This window comes from Marinobacter sp. UBA2688 (assembly GCF_002352785.1).
In the GTDB taxonomy this organism is placed as follows: domain Bacteria; phylum Pseudomonadota; class Gammaproteobacteria; order Pseudomonadales; family Oleiphilaceae; genus Marinobacter; species Marinobacter salarius.
The window spans coordinates 1-14,391 of record NZ_DELU01000004.1 but is presented as its reverse complement, the minus strand read 5'-3'; the positions used below and the strand labels follow the sequence as shown (position 1 = coordinate 14,391).

The window sequence follows — 14,391 nt, the reverse complement described above, 5'->3', positions numbered from 1 at the left end:
CTGCAACGCCGTCGCTATGGTTTATTCACGTCAGGGGTATCATACTTTTGCTCACGATAAAGCCATAGTGGCAGTTGGGCAAATGCCAAAGCCCGTTGAAATTCAGCCTGCGACGGCTCGGCATCGGAGTATTCCGTTTTGCCCGACCCGGGGTCGTAGATGCCCTTCAAGGGCGATTGATCCGGCCTGAGAACCAACACCTGATGATCGCCTCCCATCCACGCATAGTTGTCATTGAACTGCATCATAGCGCGCCCGGCTTTTTCCGGGTGCCTGGTGATGTCCCTCCCTACCATCGGATGGTCCGCTTCCATGCCCATCAATGACAGCAATGTCGGCGCCAAATCGATCTGACTGACCATGGTTCTGATACGCTGCGGCGCAATCTTGCCACCGAGAATTAATCCGGGGATGTGGAAGTTTTTGATAGGAACCAGCTCGTCACCCCATACACGAGCATCATGATCTGCCACAATCAAGAAGACGGTATTCTCCCAGTAGTCCTGCTGGCGTGCCGTCGCAATAAATTCGCCCAGGGCATGATCAGCGTACTTTACCGCATTATTGACGGTGTTCTTCTCGCTGTCATAAAGCGAGATCCGCCCATCTGGAAATTCGAAGGGGGTGTGATTGGAAGAGGAGAATACCAATCTGAAAAACGGCTGCCCGGCGGCGTTCAGTTTTCGCAGTTCTTGATCCGCTTTCCGAAACAGATCCTCGTCGCTTACTCCCCAGCTACCTGTGAACGTTGGGCTATCGTAGTCGAGCTGATCGACAATATGCTGAAAGCCATTGCCTGAGAAAAAGCTCCGCATATTGTCGAAATGCGCTTCACCTCCGTAAATAAAACCGGTGTCATAGCCTTTGCGTTCCAAAAGGCCGGCCAGCGTAAAGAAGTTCGACTGCGACAGTGACAGCTTCACCACACTGCGCGATGCGGAGGGTAGAAACCCGGAGATGACGGCCTCAATTCCGCGAACAGAGCGCGTTCCTGTGGCATAAAGGCTCTCAAACCACCACCCGTCATTTTTCAATGCTTCCAATCTGGGCGTAACCGGCCTGCCCCCGAGGGATTCCACAAATGTTGCGCCCAGGCTTTCTTCCAGGACAATCACCAGATTGATGGGCGACGTCCTTTGATAGCTGGGAGTTTGATGATGCAATGTAGGGTAGTTGTCAGACGAAAACTCGTAACCTTCCAGCCAAGGCGCACTTCTAACCTCATCCAACATCACCTCGTCTGTTATTGACCCGTAGGCCTGATTGCTCTCGGTTTCATGCTTTAAGTTGTAGATGGCAAATGCAACAGACCACGTAGAGTTGATGATCAATGAGTTGACCAGCGGATCTGACGTTAGAGCAAACATGGCCGGATTCGCTGGGCGATGGCCGGTTGTCGAACGCACACACATAAATACCGTTACGACCACCAGCGGCCAGATCAACAGTGCTTTTCTATGGCTTGAAGGCCGGGGTGCGCCCAACCACGAGCGTAATGTTCTCCAAAAAACGGCCACACCAGCAACGGTAAGCCCGAGGCTGAGGAATACCGTGGACTTGTAGCCGGTCCACAGCATGGAAAACACTTCCCGGGGATACTTTAAATACTCGATAAAAAGCCGGTTAGGCCGAACATCGTACTGGTTGATAAAGGCAGGAGTGACTAGCTCCATAAAAATGATCAGCGCGATGACCAGAATTGCCCAGGAGAACGTCAGCTTTTTCCACAGAGCCCAGTTAAATCGGTTCCCTAAAATGGGAAGAACCAACAGCATCGGCGCCACAGCCATCCCCGCGAGAATCAAATCAACTCTCAGCCCATGTAAGAATATACTTGGGAACACGCCTGACTCGGACACTCGGTCGAACTGCCATAGAACAAGCAAACAGCGCGATAGACTACCGACAAGCAGAACAGAACAAAAAACAACCAACAAAGGAAAATAAGCACCCGCCCTCGTAACAAAGTGGCATTTGGGCTTGGCACTACCAGAACGTTCTACGGGCATTGGAATGCAATCCTCGTACTTAAAAGGCTGAATTTTTAAGCGGGAGGTTATTGCATTCGGGGTGGAAGCAGTGTCAGGAAAATGTCAAAGAAATATCAAAAAGTAGAGCGACCTGAGACCCGAAGGTTAAGTCAGGATCGACCGCGAAAAAAGTATTTCTGCCAGGTATAAAGTCGCCCCCAAAAACCAAGATGCTTCGATTTCAAAAAAACAAGTCCGGGAGCGCGCCCCCAACTATGCTGAAACCAGTGGATTAAATAGCTGTTGTCTGGAGCGACGAAGTTCATTGGTTCCTGTTGATAGCCATAGAAGTATTCAACGGGATAGAGCTTGCAACGCTCAAGCTCTTGCAGTCCCTTGTCGACCAGTAAGCTGGTCAGTATTTGGGGGCCAATGTACAACGGCGATTCCCATATCGCACTTTCATAAAAATCAATCAGTGCTGCCAGAATTCTGGAATTCTTTTCGGCATATATCGACGCCGTTCCAAGAAAATCCTGATTCTCATAACCAACGGAAAACTGAAGGCCGGAAAAAAGCGGAAACGGATCTTTTCGGATGGTCACGTCGGTATCAAGGTATAGGCCACCATCACGCTGAAGGACCTTCAACCTTAGGTAGTCGGATACGAATGCGTACAGCTTTTTCTGGTAGCACACCTTTGCGAAGGCACAGGAGTCAACCCATTCGTTTATCGCCTGGTCAGACTCTGTCCAAAGCCTGTAGTGGTAGCCCTGCTTTGACCAGTCATCAATACAGGCATGGGCCAATGGTGGCATTCGACTCCCCAACCAAATGGCATGTATTGTTTCATTCATCACCCGAAAGCCCTATTCGAATCCCCATATTACCTTCTATTTCAACCAAAATTTTCTATTGTAAACATACCGTTGAATCCGCTCACCCAGAGTAAACAACTCCCTGAGGATTGTGACAACAATAGCTCTACGCTGCGTTTTTTCCGTGTAACCGATCATCGATTCAAACTGATGATCGTGATAGACAAAGCCCGGCTCAACGCCACAACACAACACCTTATTTGACCAGTATCGGTCCATATAGATATCAACCGACAGAAAAACCGGCCTCAGCGATTCGATAAACTTTTCTGCGGCGCCTGGGGTCAGGTAATACCCCATGGTGCTCATAGGCCCTTTGGTATAGCGAAGCAATCGAAGTCCTTTCAATTGAGCGTACTCAAATGCCTTGTGATTTCGTGTTTTGTTTTCAAACAGCCTGACGCACCCCGCCTCTTGAGGTAATTCAGGAATATTCTTCAAAAAGATCTTGAACAATCCCTCGTCAAATATGACATCGTCTTCCAGAATTACCAGATTCTGATTTTCCTGAAGACACTTTTGCCAAATTCTGTAATGGCTGGCAAAACAGCCAAGCTGTCCCTGACTTAAAGGAGCTCCTTTCACCCTCAGTCTTTTTTTCTCGTCGTAGAACGGCTCAATGGGGTTTGGATCGCGCTGGCCATCTACCCCCCAAAAGAATTCAAAGGGAATTCCGGCACTGTCCAGAAGGGACTTAATGCGGGCTTGCCGGGCTTTTGCCCGTTCCAACGTGAGCACGATGACTTTGGCTGGGCAGATCCCATCCGGCATAGATTCTATCCCTTTGAAGTACAGGTATCAGTACTCGGCCGACTTCCTCAGCTCACGCTTGAGGCGCCGGCGCACTTTGATTTTTCGAAGGATATTCAACGGCTTTCCCCTGAGCTCTCCCTTCTCACCGGTAAGGAACTCATCGACCGCATCGATCACGCGAGCACTGGACTTGCCGTCACGAAAACCATGCAGTTCATCGCACAGGGCCCTTGCCGCAGACATCAGTTCAGGGGGCCGACCCAATGCTGTTTCCAGCGCTTGCTCAACCCGATCAGGCGAGTTGACGTCAATCAGATATGGACCCGGCATTTTTGTGTTGAGCGTCACCACCGGACGGTCCAGAAACATAAACTCGAACATGATGGAGGATGTGTCGCATAACATCACGTCCGCCTCTGGCAGTATCGGCAGCAAGTCTTCATGGCTCTCGACAAAACGCAGGTTTGGCCCTGCAAGCGCCCGGTACTGATCGGTAATTGCCGGATCCATTTTGGGGTGCAATGTGACGATAAACTGCCAGCGATCATTTTGAGACAGATTTGCGATAGTGCTCAACAACTGGGGAGCTGCAGTCACGGAACGACTGAACGTGGATGCAAAAAATACGACGGGCCGCTCGCCCTCATTCCGTAGACGTTCACCGGTATGCCGGTTATCGAACAGGGGGTCCAACTTGGGCCAGCCGGTTTTGGCAACCGAAAAATACTTATACTGCTGTGCCAACTCGCCAAATTTTTTGGTGTCTTTGCTCGCGTGAGTACAGTAGAGGTCAAAAAAGCCACGAATCCGGTAGTGATCACTTTCGTCCTCGCTGCTATGCCCCCTTTTGTTTCGAGCGAGGCCGTGAAATACCTCAACTTTGATTCCGGGAAAGAAATACGGCACCCAGTCACCAGGGGCAAAAGTCGCACAGGCATCGTATTCCATCACGCCCTTCACAGTTGTCAGGCGGTGCTCATCCGGTAACAGCGGCGCCGCAGAGCAGCCTGCTACAAACCAGGCGGCGTCATCGCCCCGTTTGCGTATTTCTTCCTGTAAAGGCCGCAGAATGGAATACGAGTACGGCTGATTAACAAACAAAAGATAACGACGCATTCAGAACCTGCCCGTCAAAGCGTTATAAAGCTCGCCGGTCTGCTGTACAGTTTGCGAGGTATGAAAATCAGCAGCTATCCGCTCTCGGGCTGCAAGCCCCAACTGGCGCAACAAGCTGCCATCTCGATACAGGCGCTCAAGGGCACTCGCGAGGGCCTGAGAGTGATCAGGAGCCACCACCAACCCGCTGGCTCCATCCTCAACAAGTTCAGGCATGCCACCAACACTTGTCACCACCGGCGCAACTCCATAGGCCATCGCTTCAATCACAGCCCGAGGCAGCCCCTCTCGCTCCGTGGAGGGCAATACAAAGACATTGCTGGCTGCCGCAATGGCCGGCGCATCCCTGCGAAAACCAGTAAAGTGAATTCGAGCAGAACGATTAGTGGACTCCGCCTGAGCTCGCAGATCCTTGTTCTCAGCCATATCGCCCACCAGAATCAGGTGCGCTTCAATGTCATCAGGCAACTTGCAGAATGCGTCAATAAGAACGTCGTAGCCCTTGCGAGGGGAGTTACGACCAGTACAACAAACCACAAAGGCGCCCTCGGGTATACCAAACTCCCCCAGATCAGCTGGCTCAGCCTGGTACCACCCGAGGTCATGGCCCTTGTAGATCCGCTGGAGCTTCGAATCTGGAATACGCATCCACAAAAACTTCAGGCTCGACAGGTAATCTTTAATTGCATCGGCGACGCACACAATTTTACTGACCCGGGGATGCAGAAACGTTATCCAGGATTCGGGGTTCAAAAAACTGATGTTCCCGATCACACCTCGATAGGCCACGATCCTTATGTCCGTGCCTTTCGAGGCAGTCAGGCCACAGGCCAGGGCCCGAGGATTGTACGCGTGTATGACCTCGTAATCTTTCTTCTTCAACTGCTCGCGGATAGCCGCGATGCCTACCTTGTCGAAGCGATCTTCCAGCGCCATCGGTTGAGCGACCATGCCCTCATCCACAAGGCGCTGATAATTTTGCCCTTTCGGATTACACATTACATCCACATCATACCCGGCTTTTTTAAGGCCAATGAATAGCTCGGTTTCCGGGCGATCACATGCGTCAGTCAGACAAAGGACAGCTGGTAGCGGCCCGTTTTTTTGCGTATTACTCAAGCCTCTTGACTCCCGTTATAGCCATTCATTAAAAAATACCAGACGCGCTCCTGAGTTTTCGCGCCAGCCAGTTTCCGAAGAGACCGGGCGAAGCGCTCAAGGTTGGCAGATTTCCAACCCGCAGACGCCGGTGACTGGACAATCCGCCCCTTATCAAAATCAATCAAAAAGAACTCATCCCCTCGCACCAGAACGTTAAAACAATTCAGGTCTGCGTGTTTTACTCCAGCATCGTGGAACCGGCGCAAATTCACGCCGAGATTCCTCCATCCGTTATCATCCAGCGATCCTATCAGGTCAGCTAGTGGCGCGGTGTTGTCAATTCGCTCAATAATAATCGATGCTTGATAATGTAACGGCGACATTCTTCGATACCATGCTGCCACCGGTTTGGGTACAGGCAGCTCCAACTCTGTCAACCAGTTGAGCAGGCGAAACTCGGCAAAGGATCGGACATGCTGTTCCCCCAGAAACACATAAGATGACCTAGAGAGCCTTGTCATCAATCCGCCACGCAGGTATTTCCGCAGCACAACCTGATGGCCGTCGGCATCGACAAACCATGCGCCACCACGTCCTCCGCTACTGACTGGACGTGCCAGTTTTCCCCAGTATTCAGGACTGAACCAAGCCTCTGACACCTGGCCGAGATAATCCGGATGGAGAAGGCAGGCTGAGTGGTTGTCCCGGACGCAAATTTCAGACTCAGCCATGCTCACCCTAATACAAACCAATAACCAAAGAGACGAACCGCTGGTCGCCCTGAGACGATAACCAGCGAGTAGGTTAGAATACGCAGCAGTTTATCAATGAATCACGCCAAAGCTCTACATACATGTTTTCTGAACCTGAAACGGACCGTAACTTGATTAACTCCATCTGTATATTGCGCCTGTCCGCCATTGGCGACGTCACCCATGTCATTCCCGTGGTATTGAGCCTTCAGGAACAGGTGCCCGGCATTAAAATCACCTGGGTAATCGGCAAGATTGAAGCAAAGCTGATTGGCGACCTGCCGGGTGTCGAGTTTGTCGTTTTCGACAAGAAAGCCGGTCGAAAAGGTTATGCGGACTTGCATAACACCCTGAAAAACCGAAAATTTGACGCCTTGCTGCATATGCAGGTGGCCTTCAGGGCCAATCTGGCGGCGGCGATGATTCCGGCAAAGGTGAAAGTAGGGTACGACCGTGCCCGTAGCAAGGACCTTCACAGCCTGTTTATAAACCGGAAAATCGCTCCGGCAGCGCAACAGCACGTGCGGGACTGCCTGGCAAGCTTCCTGGAGCCACTTGGCCTGGAACCCGCCGCACCAAAATGGGTCATTCCATTGGCCTCCGAAGATCATGAGTTCGCCAGGCAGCACCTCGCAACGGACCGCAGGAACCTCGTGATCAGCCCCTGTGCCAGCCACACCCTTCGCAACTGGCCTGCCGAGCGCTATGCCCAACTGGCTGATCACGCCATCCGCACTCACGGCATGAAGGTGATTCTGGTGGGCAGTCCCGCCCCCTTTGAAGCGGAGTTTTGCACAGACATCGAAAACGCTATGGCGGAACAAGCGCACAACATCTGTGGCAAGGATACACTGAAACAGCTCACCGCTCTGTTGGAACGCGCCGATCTGGTCGTCGCACCGGATACCGGGCCGGCCCACATTGCCAGTTCAATGGGCACCGATGTGCTGGGTATTTTCGCGGCCAGCAATCCCAATCGTTCCGGCCCTTACAACTCGCTGCAATGGTGCGTGAATCGATATCCGGAAGCGTTGAAGCGGTTTACCGGAAAAACCGTTGAGCAGGCTCGCTGGGGCGCCAAGGCGGAATTCGAGGGGGCGATGGAACTGGTGACGGTGGAGGACGTGACGGAGATGCTGGATCAGTGGGTTGCCCAGCACTGATGCCGAGCCACTGTCTACGGCTCTCTCGGGCCTTCTCTTTAACCCTCTCCCGCGATGGGAGAGGGTATGACAATCCAGGCGAATGAAAGCACCGCTTTACTTGCGGGCGGTGTAATCCTGATAGGACTTTTCTTCCACAAATCGTGAACCCAGGGCCAGGTTAACGTCCTTCTTGATGGCGGCGCGCTTGTCGTTGGTAACATAGACGGCGCGAGCCAACTCAATAAACTTTACGCCGAAATCCTGAGCAGCTTCCTGATCACGAATGTCGTCTTCGATTTCCCAGAGCGCCTCGTTCACTTCTTTAAGCTGCTTGCGCAGATCTGCGATGGCTGCCTGATCCTGAACGGCCTCGTTCCAGGTGGCGCTCAGTTCGTCCAGCTCGAGCCGAACATTTTTGACCTTTTCCGCGTCTGCAATGCGTTCAGACTTGATCTCCAGAATGGTGATCTTGTCCAGCACTTCGCCGAAGGAGACCGGCACTTTGATAACGTCCGCCATTTGCTCTTCCTGCAGGTGTTGTTAGTGGACCACGGCGTTAGCCGTTAACCGCTGTCAGCCAGTGTGAATGCGCAGGACTCTTGCCCTTCACAGCATCGAAATACATACCCTGCAACTTCTCGGTCAGCGGGCCGCGCTTGCCAGCGCCGATCAAACGGCCATCCAGCTCACGGATCGGCAGCACTTCTGCAGCGGTGCCAGTAAAGAAGGCTTCGTCCGCAATATAGACCTCATCCCGGGTGATACGACGCTCTTTCACCGGAATGTTCAGCTCTTTCGCGAAATCCAGGATGGTCTGGCGGGTGATGCCTTCCAGGCAGGACGTCAGTTCCGGTGTATGGAGCACGCCATCACGCATAATGAAGATATTCTCGCCGGAACCTTCAGCCACGTAGCCTTCGTTGTCCAGCAACAGGGCTTCTTCGCAGCCACTGGCAATGGCTTCATTCAGGGCCAGCATGGAGTTGATGTAATTACCGTTGGCCTTGGCCTTACACATGGTGATGTTGACGTGATGCCGCGTGTAGGAGGAGGTCCGGACCTTGATGCCCAACTCCTTCGCTTCCGGTGACATGTAGGATGGCCAACTCCAGGCGGCGACCATGACATGAACCTTGAGGTTGTCTGCGCGCAGCCCCATACCTTCAGAGCCGAGAAACACCATTGGGCGCAGGTAGGCTTCGTCCAGATTGTTTTCACGCACTGCGGCGATTTGGGCCGCATTCAACTCGTCCTTGCTGAACGGCATGGTCATGTTGAGGATATGGGCGGAGCGGAAAAGACGATTGGTGTGATCTTCCAGGCGAAAAATCGCAGCACCCTTTTCAGTGCTGTAGGCGCGAACACCCTCGAAGCAACCCAGGCCGTAGTGTAGGGTGTGGGTCAGCACGTGAGTTTTGGCTTCCCGCCAGGGAACCATTTCACCATCCAGCCAGATCAGGCCATCGCGATCAGCCATCGACATTGTTTCTGCTCCTAAAGCACTCTATTCGGGAAACCGGCATTCTAGCAGGAAAACTCGGGGTTACGAAGGGGCGCAATCACTCCTCCATCACTCCTCCATCACTTCTCAATCACCCCAACATAACCCGATTCCACATACTTTGGATGTAATCACGCTCTTCGGGAAACGCATCACCCGCCACCTGGCTGTTCAGGTTCTGCAGTGCCCGCCGGTGTATGGTGGAGCGCAGGGTGATAAACGTTTCCCTGAGTTTTTCAGTGTCTTCCACCGGCAAAACCTCCACCCGGCCCAGCTCCTCCATCTGGCGAATATTATCGGACCACTGCGTCAATTCCGGATGCTCGGAACAACAGGCCAGCATCAGGTACTGCACCATGAACTCGATATCGATAATGCCGCCATAGTCGTGTTTGATATGGAAAACCTCTGGCACCTTACCTTCGATCTGCGGGGTGCCCAGGGCGGTGCGCATTTTCTCGCGCATGCTGACCACTTCTTCTTTTAGCTTGCCCTGGTCCCTTTGCTGGCACAGGATGTCGGCGCGCAGCTTTTCAAACGCTTCCAACGTTTCCCGGCAGCCTGCCACACCACGAGCACGGGCCAGCGCTTGGTGCTCCCAGGTCCAGGCGTCCTTACGCTGGTACTTCTCAAAAGCAGACAGGGTACTGACCAGCAACCCCGAACTCCCCGATGGTCGCAGGCGCATATCCACTTCGTAGAGTTGGCCAGACGGCGTCTGGGTGTTGAGAATGTGTACGATGCGCTGCCCGAGCCGAGTGTAGAAAACGGCGTTATCGATGGGCTTGTCACCATCCGTTGACTGTTCCGGATCGGCATTGTGGATAAAGACCAGGTCGAGGTCCGAGGTATAGCCAAGTTCGATACCGCCCAGCTTGCCGTAGCCAACGACGGCGAAATCGGTGTCACAGGCAGAACCATCCTTGCGCCGGGGGTAACCATGGCGACTGACCAGATTCGCGAACGCCACGTCGACTACATGGTCCAGCACCACTTCGGCAATCCACGTCAGGTAGTCACTGACCTTCATTAACGGCAGGGTTTCCCGTATTTCCGAGGCGGCCACCCGCAATATGTGAGCCTTTTTGAAGTGTCGCAGAGTTTCCATCTGCTCCTCGAGATCTTCGTAGGGAATCCGCAGCATTTGCTGGCGCAGGTCATCCTGGAGCTCGGTTTTTGCGGGCGGACTGTACAGGCTCTCTGCGTTCAGCAGCTCGTCGAGCAGCAAGGGCGTTTCCGCCAGTTGGCTTGCGATCCAGGGACTCTCACTGCATAGGCGGACCAGTTGGGTCCTGGCTCCCGGATTCTCCAGCAGCAACACCATGTAGGCGGTTCTGCGCAGGATCGCCTCTACCAGTTGGAGAACCCGCGCCAGCGTCTGGGACGGCCCCTCCACGTGAGTAAGCGCTTCCAACAGTACCGGCATGAATTTGTTCAACCGCTGCCGACCTTGAGTCTGCAACGTTTGCAGGGTGCGGGTCCCACGCAGGTCGCTGAGGGCGGAATAGCTGCCTTCGGCGTCCTCAAAACCATGCTCATCGAGCCAGACGGTCGCCGCCTCCTCGTCCATTTCACCCAGCCAAAGTTCCTGCCAGCCGTCATCAAGCGACGCCACCTCGTGCTCTTCATCTTCGATGGCGATGATATCCGCAAAATGCGTGGCCACCCGTCCGCGATGCTTCTCCAGTTCCGCAATGCAGGCCGCCCAATCATCAAACCCCATGATCAGCGCTACACGAGCTCGGGACAGATCGTCTTCCGGCAGCAGTTGGGTTTGCTTGTCTTCCATGCCCTGAAGGGCATGTTCAAGATTGCGAAGGAACACATAGGCCTCCTTCAGCTCCTTCACCACTGCTGACGGCAGCAGCTCCAGCTCTTCCAGCTCTTTCAGGATCACCAGAAGTTCCCGTTGCTGTAATTCCCGCTCCCGGCCGCCCCGGATTAACTGGAAAGCCTGCACCACGAATTCAATCTCACGGATACCTCCGTTGCCGAGCTTGATATTATTTTCCAGCCCCTTACGGCGCACTTCCCGGCTGATCATGGACTTCATGGCACGCAGGGACTCAAACGCACTGAAGTCGATGTATTTGCGATAGACGAAAGGTTTCAAGCTATCCATCAGGACTTGTCCCGCTTGCTGATCACCAGCCACAACCCGCGCCTTTACCATCGCATAGCGCTCCCAGTCCCGCCCCTGGTCCTGGTAATAGGTTTCCAGCGCAGCAAAACTCAACGCCAGCGCCCCACTCTGGCCATAGGGGCGCAGGCGCATATCCACGCGGAACACAAAGCCGTCTGCGGTGATCTGGTCCAGCGCCTGGATCAGCCTCTGGCCCAGGCGGATAAAAAACTGCTGGTTATCAATGGATCGGCGCCCGCCACGGGTTTCGCCCTTCCCCGGGAACGCGAAGATGAGATCAATATCAGAAGAGACGTTAAGCTCGTGCCCCCCCAACTTCCCCATACCCAGAACAATCAAGGGTTGCGGGCCTTCCTTTCCCGTCGCCGGATTTACTCCCCACGGCGTTCCTGATTGCTCGCAGGTGTCTTCGTACAACCAGTCCAGGGCACCCTGGATACAGGTGTCGGCGAAATCACTTGTGGCCGCCATGGTTTCGGCAAGGTCTGCCCAGCGCATCAGGTCCCGCCAGATAATCCGGAACTGTATTTCCGTCCGGAATTGCCGCAACGACGCGTGGAGACTGCCTTCATCAACCACGTCTGACAGGAATTCCTGCCAGCGCTGGCGCAGGTAATCCGCGGTTGTGCGCTCAGTCAGCGGGCGCGAGTGACATAGTGCCGCTACCTGTTCCAGATGGCGCTCAAGGGTGCGCCTGACAAAAGGGCTGCGAGCGACGGCCTGGGCCACATCCTCATCGGATACGCCACCCTGAGTGCCCAGAAAACTGGGCATGCCCTCGGAAAATACCGAAGACCAGGCACCGCCAACCTCATCTGCCAGACTCTTCGGTAAGGAGCGCCACGGCTCGGACATAATGCAAACCCCTGTGTCTCTGTTATATTTCCCGTACTGTATAACGAACTCTCCCCCGACAGAACCGTTGTAAGGACACCGATGCAGAGGAATCGCCGGCCGCTGAACCCGGAACATCAGCTTTCCCACCTGCCTATGTCCGGGATTATCCGGTCACGCATCAAGCGGCTTTTCACCATTCTTGGCGGGCTGCTGGTCACCCAGGTGGTGATCATATGGGCGGCAGAGGACCTCACGCTGTTCGAGTCTGCGTGGATGACCATGACAACGCTGGTTACCGTGGGCTACGGTGATTTTGCGCCGCAGACCATCATCGGACGACTCAGCACCGTTTTGCTGATGTTCATTGCCGCCATCACGCTGTTAACGCTTATCGTCAGTGATTATATTGAATACCGGTTCTACCGCCGGGAACGTATCTTAACCGGACGCTGGATATACGCCATGAAAGACCACATCGTTATCGTCAACACACCGCAGACGGGCGGAGAACAGTATTTTTCTCGCTTTGCCTCCCAAATGCGGGCCGTGCCCGGTTATGAAACCGTTCCCATCATCATATTGACCAGTCAGTTTCCCAACGGGCTTCCGCCCGAACTGGCGGACAATGGCCTGGTTCACTTTCATGGCTCCGGTAGCGACCCGGAAGCTCTCAAGGCAGTGCACGCTGGTGCGGCCCGACATATTATCGTGCTGGCCGCCGACGAATCCGACCCGACCTCCGACAGCCTGACTTTTGATATCGCCCACAGGCTGAGTGAGTCCAACCTTGGCCAGAAAGTCACGGTGGAGTGCGTACGGGATGAAAATCGGGATCGCTTTACTTCTGCGGGTGTCCGTACCGTTATCCGACCGGTTCGAACCTATCCGGAGATCATGGTGCGCTCGGTCATCGCACCGGGGTCAGAGAAAGTCCTTGAGGACTTGTTCAATTATCAACACGACCACCCCCACCGCTACGAAATTGAACTGGACGACCTGAATTGGGCGGATATCGTCAGCGCGCTGATTCGGCATGGCATCGGCACCGCACTCGCCTATATTGACGACAACAACGAAGTCGTTTGCCACCCGCCCACCGATAAGGAAATTGAAGGCAAGGGCCTGATCGTTCTTGTGAAGTCCAGTGAGACCCCGGACGTGGAAGTGGTGAAAGAAGCCCTGTCCCATTATCGCGACTTCATTAACAAATGGCACAACCTTCAAAAACAGGCCACTCAAGAGGACAGCAACGTCTCCAAAGCGGCCGATCAGCCGTAAACTATGCCGCTGCTATGGCCAGTTGCAACTGGCCAAGTTCCTTGCTGCTTGCCATATCGCCAATAGCGTTTCCCTCAGCCAGCGAACGGAACACACGCTGGTAAAGCTCCCCGACGCCGCGCTCGCCGGCCATCCGAGCTATCGCTCGAAAATCGTCTCCATTCACGGGAGCGGACTGCCCCGTAAGCCATGACACGCTGAGGAGAAAGAGGAATTCATTCACGGACAACTCAGCATTTTGCTCTGCTTTCGAAACCGGGTGATAGAGCCCCGCAAGGTAGTACCCCTGCTCCGCCTTGCTGACAAGGTTCAGAAACACCGGCACTTCATCCGCCAGACGTCGCGCCCACGCCAGTAACAACGAGGCATCTCCGGCCTTAAGCTCAAATTCAACTTCACTGAGCGGGCGGGACTGCCCATCTGCCACGATTTCCCCGGAATCAATGGCTACTTCAACCAGGCTCTCCCCTTGCTCGATCATAACCACACGACGCTGAAAGTTGGTCTCAAAGACAGGCTGCAGTCTGGCAAGGTTCACGCTCTGCCCCACAGGGGTGTCCGCGATGAGTCCCATATTGAGCGTGGTACCGATCAGCGGCCACTCCCACTCCTGGCGACGATGAGCACCATCAACGAACTCACCGCGGGTTTTCAGGGTCTGGATGTGCCTGTCACCCAACTTCCGGATTCGCAGGGCAATCTTCTGGCGGTTGAGATCCCCATCGGGCGTGTCGTAGTAGGTGTTCCCCAATTGCAGGGTCCCGGACTCATAAGTGTTTGGCTGCCCCAATAGCCAGTCAACGACTCGATCCAGATCAGGCTGCGCCACGCTGAGTTTGATTTCCAGTTCCTGAGCCATCCGCCCTCCTGCCGTGTGAATTCTGATTTCAGCATAATCGAGTAGGAGGGGGAGTCAC

At 54.1% G+C, this 14,391-nt stretch carries 12 protein-coding genes; 2 read left to right on the top strand and 10 right to left on the bottom strand.

Features of this window, described 5'->3' with window-relative positions:
* Window positions 1–14 precede the first annotated feature (14 nt).
* The 6 genes from B3M52_RS00335 to B3M52_RS00310 all read right to left on the bottom strand — a co-directional run bounded on the left by B3M52_RS00335 (window position 15) and on the right by B3M52_RS00310 (window position 6,549).
* The gene (locus B3M52_RS00335) at window positions 15–2,009 is read right to left on the bottom strand and encodes an LTA synthase family protein (RefSeq protein WP_041336062.1); all 1,995 of its coding nucleotides are present in this window, start codon (window positions 2,007–2,009) and stop codon (window positions 15–17) included.
* Window positions 2,010–2,140: 131 nt separating this feature from the next.
* Window positions 2,141–2,827, bottom strand: a complete 687-nt coding sequence (locus tag B3M52_RS00330) for a glycosyltransferase family 32 protein (RefSeq protein ID WP_036203471.1) — start codon at window positions 2,825–2,827, stop codon at window positions 2,141–2,143.
* Window positions 2,828–2,863: 36 nt separating this feature from the next.
* Window positions 2,864–3,619: a glycosyltransferase family 25 protein gene (locus tag B3M52_RS00325; protein WP_036203468.1), complete on the bottom strand. Its 756-nt coding sequence runs from the start codon at window positions 3,617–3,619 to the stop codon at window positions 2,864–2,866.
* A gap of 27 nt (window positions 3,620–3,646) precedes the next feature.
* On the bottom strand, window positions 3,647–4,717 hold the full coding sequence (locus tag B3M52_RS00320) for a CDP-glycerol--glycerophosphate glycerophosphotransferase (RefSeq protein ID WP_036203465.1): 1,071 nt from the start codon (window positions 4,715–4,717) through the stop codon (window positions 3,647–3,649).
* Complete coding sequence (locus tag B3M52_RS00315) at window positions 4,718–5,836, bottom strand: glycosyltransferase family 4 protein (protein WP_036203462.1); 1,119 nt, start codon at window positions 5,834–5,836, stop codon at window positions 4,718–4,720.
* Window positions 5,833–6,549 carry a 3-deoxy-D-manno-octulosonic acid kinase gene (locus tag B3M52_RS00310; protein WP_041336056.1) on the bottom strand — a complete coding sequence of 239 codons (717 nt, stop codon included), beginning with the start codon at window positions 6,547–6,549 and terminating at the stop codon, window positions 5,833–5,835. Before B3M52_RS00310 ends, B3M52_RS00315 begins: the two co-directional genes overlap by 4 nt.
* A 155-nt stretch (window positions 6,550–6,704) precedes the next feature.
* On the opposite strand from B3M52_RS00310, the gene B3M52_RS00305 reads away from it, so the two are divergent.
* Window positions 6,705–7,733 (top strand): glycosyltransferase family 9 protein, encoded by a 1,029-nt coding sequence (locus tag B3M52_RS00305; protein WP_075195816.1) that lies wholly within the window; start codon window positions 6,705–6,707, stop codon window positions 7,731–7,733.
* A 96-nt stretch (window positions 7,734–7,829) separates the two neighbouring features.
* Here the strand turns inward: B3M52_RS00305 and B3M52_RS00300 are convergent, their stop codons facing one another.
* The 3 genes from B3M52_RS00300 to glnE form a co-directional block, all read right to left on the bottom strand.
* Entirely contained in the window at window positions 7,830–8,234 is a 405-nt protein-coding gene (locus B3M52_RS00300; protein ID WP_075195807.1) for a DUF6165 family protein, read from the bottom strand.
* Window positions 8,235–8,271: 37 nt separating this feature from the next.
* Complete coding sequence (locus B3M52_RS00295) at window positions 8,272–9,198, bottom strand: branched-chain amino acid transaminase (RefSeq protein WP_036203452.1); 927 nt, start codon at window positions 9,196–9,198, stop codon at window positions 8,272–8,274.
* A gap of 109 nt (window positions 9,199–9,307) precedes the next feature.
* Entirely contained in the window at window positions 9,308–12,214 is a 2,907-nt protein-coding gene (glnE, locus tag B3M52_RS00290; RefSeq protein WP_075195806.1) for a bifunctional [glutamate--ammonia ligase]-adenylyl-L-tyrosine phosphorylase/[glutamate--ammonia-ligase] adenylyltransferase, read from the bottom strand.
* A gap of 81 nt (window positions 12,215–12,295) precedes the next feature.
* On the opposite strand from glnE, the gene B3M52_RS00285 reads away from it, so the two are divergent.
* Window positions 12,296–13,474, top strand: coding sequence for a potassium channel family protein (locus tag B3M52_RS00285; protein WP_075195805.1), 1,179 nt, complete (start codon window positions 12,296–12,298; stop codon window positions 13,472–13,474).
* A 1-nt stretch (window position 13,475) separates the two neighbouring features.
* On the opposite strand, the gene B3M52_RS00280 is transcribed toward B3M52_RS00285, so the two are convergent.
* Window positions 13,476–14,333, bottom strand: coding sequence for a CYTH domain-containing protein (locus B3M52_RS00280; protein WP_041336050.1), 858 nt, complete (start codon window positions 14,331–14,333; stop codon window positions 13,476–13,478).
* Between the last annotated feature and the right edge of the window lie 58 nt (window positions 14,334–14,391).